This is a genomic window from Corynebacterium sp. KPL1818 (genome assembly GCF_000478135.1).
Classification (GTDB): domain Bacteria; phylum Actinomycetota; class Actinomycetes; order Mycobacteriales; family Mycobacteriaceae; genus Corynebacterium; species Corynebacterium accolens.
Genome location: NZ_KI515759.1, coordinates 254666 through 255736, shown reverse-complemented (window position 1 = coordinate 255736; position 1071 = coordinate 254666). Strand labels below are relative to the sequence as shown.

Below are 1071 nucleotides of genomic sequence, written 5' to 3'. Positions count from 1 at the left end.
GGGCTCATCCCCGCTCACGCGGGGAGCACCTCGTGGGCATGGGACAGAAAGCGGCCCGCCGGGGCTCATCCCCGCTCACGCGGGGAGCACGCTTATTAGGGGTAGTAAGGGCGTACATAATGAGGCTCATCCCCGCTCACGCGGGGAGCACATAAGAACACCTTCGGCCGGTGGGGTGCGAAGCGGCTCATCCCCGCTCACGCGGGGAGCACTGATTACCCGCATGCCATGCGGTGTCAAAATCGGGCTCATCCCCGCTCACGCGGGGAGCACGATGTAATCCGGGGTGCGGCCGTCATCGTCGCCGGCTCATCCCCGCTCACGCGGGGAGCACTCCTCGTCGTCCTCGTCGTCGGTCGAGCCGGACGGCTCATCCCCGCTCACGCGGGGAGCACAATCAGCACCGGTCGAGATAAGTTTATCGGTCGGGCTCATCCCCGCTCACGCGGGGAGCACGCGGGAGGCGGCGTGCTCTTCGAGCTCACGACCGGCTCATCCCCGCTCACGCGGGGAGCACTGATATTGGCCGCGTGAAATTGCTACGCGACCACGGCTCATCCCCGCTCACGCGGGGAGCACTAAGAGCGCCGGTGGGGTGAACAGAAAATTCAGGGCTCATCCCCGCTCACGCGGGGAGCACCTTTTAAAACCCCTGGTATTTGCCCTACTCGGGGGCTCATCCCCGCTCACGCGGGGAGCACGGCTGCATAAGAATCCCGGTTGGCAGTTGAATGGGCTCATCCCCGCTCACGCGGGGAGCACGGTCTCAGGGTTGGCGTAGAGGGCGGAGATGACGGCTCATCCCCGCTCACGCGGGGAGCACAGGGTGGCGAGAGAGAGTGCGAGGGTTGTCTTGGGCTCATCCCCGCTCACGCGGGGAGCACCGCTTCGCCAATCGATGATGCGCCGTAACGGGCGGCTCATCCCCGCTCACGCGGGGAGCACTCCTCACTAAAGTGAGGTGCCACCAGTTTAGGGGGCTCATCCCCGCTCACGCGGGGAGCACTAACAACGGTGGTGACGGTGGCCTTATCGGCGGGGCTCATCCCCGCTCACGCGGGGAGCACTGGG

The 1071-nt window shown here is 66.2% G+C and carries 1 CRISPR repeat array.

The window, feature by feature from the left end:
* Nucleotide 1 precedes the first annotated feature (1 nt).
* A CRISPR array of direct repeats spans nt 2-1067; the repeat unit is 28 nt; unit sequence GGCTCATCCCCGCTCACGCGGGGAGCAC.
* Between the last annotated feature and the right edge of the window lie 4 nt (nt 1068-1071).